This window comes from Marinitoga arctica (genome assembly GCF_054657315.1).
The window spans coordinates 1-5,486 of sequence record NZ_BAAHYY010000054.1 but is presented as its reverse complement, the minus strand read 5'-3'; the positions used below and the strand labels follow the sequence as shown (position 1 = coordinate 5,486).

General features: G+C 22.8%; 8 protein-coding genes. 3 read left to right on the top strand and 5 right to left on the bottom strand.

Annotation, left to right across the window (positions count from 1 at the left end):
- Positions 1 to 253 (bottom strand): M23 family metallopeptidase (locus ACYQ44_RS10225; RefSeq protein ID WP_459997164.1); only part of this gene is annotated, 253 nt, incomplete at its 3' end.
- A gap of 27 nt (positions 254 to 280) precedes the next feature.
- Entirely contained in the window at positions 281 to 658 is a 378-nt protein-coding gene (locus ACYQ44_RS10220; RefSeq protein WP_459997162.1) for an ArsR/SmtB family transcription factor, read from the bottom strand.
- A gap of 168 nt (positions 659 to 826) precedes the next feature.
- Between ACYQ44_RS10220 and nadX the strand changes: the two genes are divergently transcribed.
- From nadX to nadC, 3 genes are read left to right on the top strand one after another with little or no spacing between them, the layout of a single operon-like run.
- Positions 827 to 1,585 (top strand): aspartate dehydrogenase, encoded by a 759-nt coding sequence (gene nadX, locus ACYQ44_RS10215; protein ID WP_459997159.1) that lies wholly within the window; start codon positions 827 to 829, stop codon positions 1,583 to 1,585.
- Between the two features lie 2 nt (positions 1,586 to 1,587).
- Positions 1,588 to 2,526, top strand: coding sequence for a quinolinate synthase NadA (gene nadA, locus ACYQ44_RS10210; protein WP_459997158.1), 939 nt, complete (start codon positions 1,588 to 1,590; stop codon positions 2,524 to 2,526).
- Position 2,527: 1 nt separating this feature from the next.
- Positions 2,528 to 3,352 carry a carboxylating nicotinate-nucleotide diphosphorylase gene (gene nadC, locus ACYQ44_RS10205; RefSeq protein WP_459997156.1) on the top strand — a complete coding sequence of 275 codons (825 nt, stop codon included), beginning with the start codon at positions 2,528 to 2,530 and terminating at the stop codon, positions 3,350 to 3,352.
- Positions 3,353 to 3,406: 54 nt separating this feature from the next.
- Here nadC and ACYQ44_RS10200 read toward each other — a convergent pair whose 3' ends face one another.
- The 3 genes from ACYQ44_RS10200 to ACYQ44_RS10190 form a co-directional block, all read right to left on the bottom strand.
- The gene (locus tag ACYQ44_RS10200) at positions 3,407 to 4,570 is read right to left on the bottom strand and encodes a S41 family peptidase (RefSeq protein WP_459997154.1); all 1,164 of its coding nucleotides are present in this window, start codon (positions 4,568 to 4,570) and stop codon (positions 3,407 to 3,409) included.
- Between the two features lie 32 nt (positions 4,571 to 4,602).
- On the bottom strand, positions 4,603 to 5,229 hold the full coding sequence (locus ACYQ44_RS10195; protein ID WP_459997152.1) for a hypothetical protein: 627 nt from the start codon (positions 5,227 to 5,229) through the stop codon (positions 4,603 to 4,605).
- Between the two features lie 11 nt (positions 5,230 to 5,240).
- On the bottom strand, positions 5,241 to 5,486 hold a 246-nt coding region (locus ACYQ44_RS10190; protein ID WP_459997150.1), incomplete at its 5' end, for a hypothetical protein.

Genomic DNA, 5,486 nt, shown 5'->3' with positions numbered 1-5,486 from the left:
TAGTATTACCATAAATCTTATTATTTAACCAAATTTTATTAACATATCCATCATTTGCAGATTTAACAGGATATCCAACTCTTGCAAATGAAGAAAAATCAATACCAGTATGAAAATGAGGTTTCTTTCCAGTATCTCTATATTCCCCAAAAGAAGAAGTTATATATGAATTTTCGATAGGGATTAAAAATTTTTGCGAAAATATTTGAACAGTAAATATCATTATTAATAGAAAAAAAAGGCTTTTTTTCATTATTTTTCCTCCTAACTAAAGTTAAAATTATTCCTCTGTTATATGTATATACCCGACTTTAAGCAATTCTTTTACGTGTTCGTCATTTAAAGAATAATATACAACTTTTCCATCTTTTCTAAATTTTACCAGATCAGTTTGTCTTAAAACTCGTAATTGATGAGAAATTGCAGAGGGGGTTTTTTCAAGAACATAGGATAAATCACATACACACATCTCATCGACTTGAGATAAAGTATACAAAATTTTCATTCTTGTCCTATCTCCAATGACTTTAAATAATTCAGTTAATTTATTTAAAATTCGTTCTTCAGGAATTTTATCTCTAACCTTTTTTATAATTTCATTATGAACTTCAATTGTTTGACATACATCAATATCATTTTTATTCTTTATTTTGCCCATGATTTTCACCAACCTTATATATGAATATTTATTCAAGTATATTATATCATAGATAGTATGATTAGTCAATTATAATTATTAAATAAAAAATTTCAATTTGACAATTATTTACACTTGTTGTATAATAAAGTAAACAAAATTATAATTAATGGTTTGAGGAGGAGAAAAATGAAATTATTTTTTTTAGGTGCAGGAAATTCGGCTAAAATCATATTAGAAGAATTAGAAGATATTATAGAAAAAGCATATATTTATGATTTGGATAAGAACAAGGTTGATAATTTACAGAAAATTTTTGATAATATTGAATATTCAGATATTGAAAACTTAAAAAATTTAGATGTGGATTATGTTATAGAAGTTGCTTCAGTAGATGCTATAAAAAAATATGGTCTTGATATTTTAGATATGAATAAAAATTTAATAATATTAAGTACAGGAGCATTTGCAGATAAAATATTCAGATATTATTTTATAAAAAAATTAAATGATTCTACCAGTAAAGTATATGTTGTTTCTGGTGCAATTGGAGGTATAGACTTAATAAATGCTATTTACGATAAAATTAATATAATAACATTAACAACAAGAAAACCACCAAAAAGTTTTGGACTTGATATTGATAAAGAAAAGATAATTTTTGAAGGAAATTCTATAGAAGCGATAAATAAATATCCAAAAAATGTAAATGTTGCGGTTACATTATCATTAGCTGCAAGAAATTTTGAAAAAGTGAATGTAAGAATAATAGCAGATCCAAAAGTTGAAAGAAATATACATACAGTTGAAATTGTTTCAAAAGTAGGAATTTATAGATTTGAATTTGAAAATTATCCATCAAAAAATCCAAAAACCAGTTATTTAGCTCCATTATCTATTATTGGATTATTAAAGAATTTAAATACTAACTTTAGAATAGGAGGATAAAAATGATAAAAGAAACAGCTATTGAAAGAGAATTAATGGATAAAATAAAAAAATTAAAAGAAGAAAAAGGCTATACAATATTAGGGCATAATTATATTATTCCAGAGTTACAGAATTTATCAGATATAACTGGAGATTCATTACAATTAGCAAGACTTGCTACAGAAATAGAAAATAATAAAATATTATTTATTGGTGTAGATTTTATGGCTGAAACATTAAAAATATTAAATCCATCAAAGAAAATTATTGTTCCAACAAAAGGTTCAACATGCCCTATGGCAAATTCCTTAACACCTGAAATAATAAAATCTTTTAAAGAAAAATATCCAAATGCACCTGTAGTTTTATATGTAAACAGTACAGCTGAATGTAAAGCATTAGCAGATTATACATGTACATCTGCAAATGCTGTTGAAATTGTTGATAAAATTGATGCAGAAATAATTTTATTTGGTCCTGATAAAAATTTAGGATCATATGTAGCAGAAAAAACAGGCAAAAAGATTATACCTATTCCTGGAAATAGTGGTTATTGTTATGTGCACAATAGATTTTCTGAAGAAGATGTAAGAATAGCAAAAGAAAAATACCCAAATGCAAAAATAATAGTTCATCCTGAAGCACCAAAAGAAGTTAGAGACTTATGTGAATATATTGGTAGTACTGGTCAAATGATGAAATTCCCTGAAAAAGATGAGACTCCAGAATTTATTATAGGTACTGAAATTGGAATGATACATAAATTATCAAAAACATTTAAAAACAAAACATTTTACCCATTAAAAGAATTGGGAATATGTAATAATATGAAAAAGAATAATTTAAAAAATGTGTATGAAGCATTATTATATGAAAATAATGAAATAAAATTACCTGAAGAAATTATTGAAAAAGCTAAAAAACCAATTTTGAATATGTTTAAGATAATGGAGGATTAAAATGTTTGATTATGAGATAAAATTATTAAAAGAATGGATAGAAAAAGATAATAATTTTTTTGATATAGCATCATATGAATTGAGAAACAAAGAAACTACTGCAGAAATAATTTTAAAAAATTTTAATATTGTGTTGTCTGGCATAGAAATAATAGAAAAATTATTAAAAGAATATGAAATAAAAGCAGAGTTTTATTTTAAAGATGGTGATTTTGTTGAAAATGGAATTATAGGTAAACTAAGAGGAAATGCTTATAATATTTTAATAGTTGAAAGAACTATGTTAAATATACTTTCCTTAATGAGTGCAGTAGCAACAAAAACTTATACTTTAATAAGTAAAATAGATGGAAAAACCAGATTAGCTGCAACTAGAAAAGTATTTCCAGGACTTGGAAATCTTGAAAAAATGGCTGTATTACATGGTGGAGGAGATTCTCATCGATGGAATTTATCAGAAAGCATTATGATAAAAGACAATCATATAAAATTATATGGTGGTGTGGAAAATGCTATAAATGTAGTGAAAAAATATAAATCATTCACTAAAAAAATAGAAATTGAAGTAGAAAATGAAAAGGATGCTTTTTTAGCCGCTAAAAATAATGCGGATATAATAATGCTTGATAATTTTGATTCAAAAAATGCAAAAAAAATTGCTAAAAAATTAAAAAAAGAATATCCACAAATAATAATAGAAGTTTCTGGTGGAATTAATGAAAATAATTATCTTGAATATGTTGATGATAATATAGACATAATATCAATGGGAAAATTAACAACAGAAGTAAAATATATAGACTTTTCATTAGAAATAGAAAATTGAGGTGTTTTGCCTCAATTTCTTTTTATAGACAAAGTAATTCTATATACAAAATTTTTAAAAATATTGTTTATTTTTTTCATATTCAAAGATAAAATCTAAAGCTTTTTTTATTACAGTATCATTTTCTAAATTTTTAGAATCCAAAAATATTCCAAAATTCGGATCATCAACATAAATGTCTGGATATATACCTGTTTTTGAAATATTTTTACCTTTTTCCGAAACAAAGTATCCAATAGGAAAAAAAACAGTTCCACCATTTTCTAAATTAAAATAACCTATTAATTCTGATTTGCCATATGTTTTTTCTCCTACTACAGTAGCTAACTTATTTTCTTTAAAAAATTGTGTAAAAAATTCAGCAGTTGAAACAGTAAACTTATTTACTAAAATAATCTTTTTTATATTGTTCAAGTTATTAAAAAAAGGTATTGACTCTCTATATATTATTTTACTTTGATTCTTATAAATAATTTTTCCTAATATTTTTTTATCTGTGAAATACGATAATACTTTTATTCCTTCATCAAAATCACCACCCAAATTATATCTTAAATCTATTATTAAATATTTTATTTTTTTTAAAGTGATTTCCTGTAATATATAGCTTACTTCTTTTACTGTATTTCCTTGTTCAAAATAATTTATTTTTATATAACCTATATTTTCTTCATTAAAATTAAATTTTGTGAATACAGCAGTTGGAATCGTATTATATTTTTTATTTAAAATTATTTTTCGAGGAGTATCTAATTCTTTTCTAACAATTGTTAGATCAACAATTTCTTTACTATCCAGTAATTTTACAGCTTTATATGGACCAATATCTATTATTTTATTATTATCTATTTCAATAATCATATCATTAGGTTTTATTCCCTTTTTATATGCTTCGGAATTTTTTATAACAAAATCTACAGTAAATACAAACCTTTCATAATCATAATGAAAATAAAACCCTAAGCTATATTCATGATTATACTTTTTATTTCCAGATTCTAAGTATCCCACATATTTGTTGTTTAATCCAGATAAGAGATTTGTTAGTAATGAATTTGTATCTAAATTTTTATAATAATATTTCTCTAAATATTTATAGGTTTCATTTATTAAATTATTTTTTTTGATTTTGGCATTCACATCTACTTTTAGATATATTAAAAATAATAGTAAAGGTAATAAAATAACAACTAAAAAAATATAAATTATTTTTTTCATATAATCATCCTTTAATTTATTATTTCAACTATTTAAATTAACATTAAAATAACCGGGATATAAAAATTTTTGGTTTTATGAGTAATATAGCCAACAAAAAAATATTCACTTAACGAGAAAGCAACTCCTATCATATAATTATAGAAAGGAATATAATTCCTTGTAAATAAAGTATTAGAAAACAAAGCAAACAAAAACGAGGTAACAAAACAATTAACAAATTTATTCTCAAATAAATTTGTTAAAAATTCTTGTAAAACAACAAAATAAAAAAAAGAGATAAGTGAAAGAAAAAAAAATATTGTAATATCAAAATTAGTTGTTTTTTTCAAAAATAAATTAGTGAATATTTTAATTGATAGAGTTGCTACAATCAATAAGATTAAAGAGAAATCCTTAAAATTATCATAAAATTTCTTAAAATTTATAGTCCAATATGAACGTATCTCTTTTGAAAAAAGCGATATTAAAGAAATTCCCACAAAAATATACATGGAAAAATTTCTTATGGAATGTCCTAAATTACTATTCTGAATTGAAGATATAAATATAATAATATGAAATAATGTTAAAAAAATTAACGTGTATAATACCTTTCTCTTTTTCTTTTTTATTTTTAAAAATTCTCTGTATTCTACATTTAAATCTTGAGTATTCATTTTAATTCCTCCTAAAATTTATAGTCTATAATGTTAGGAAAATAATAAAATTTTTTGAAATACGAACCAGTAAAAATATCTAAATTATAATTTTTTGTAAGTATTCCATTAACGAAGATATTTAATTCTATATTTCCTGTATTTCTTGATAATTTATATGGAATAAATAAATATCCAAATTTTAATAAATTATTATTTACTACATCACTTGTACTGTCAATATAAGCGATTAAAGGTTTGAAATTATGATTTTCATT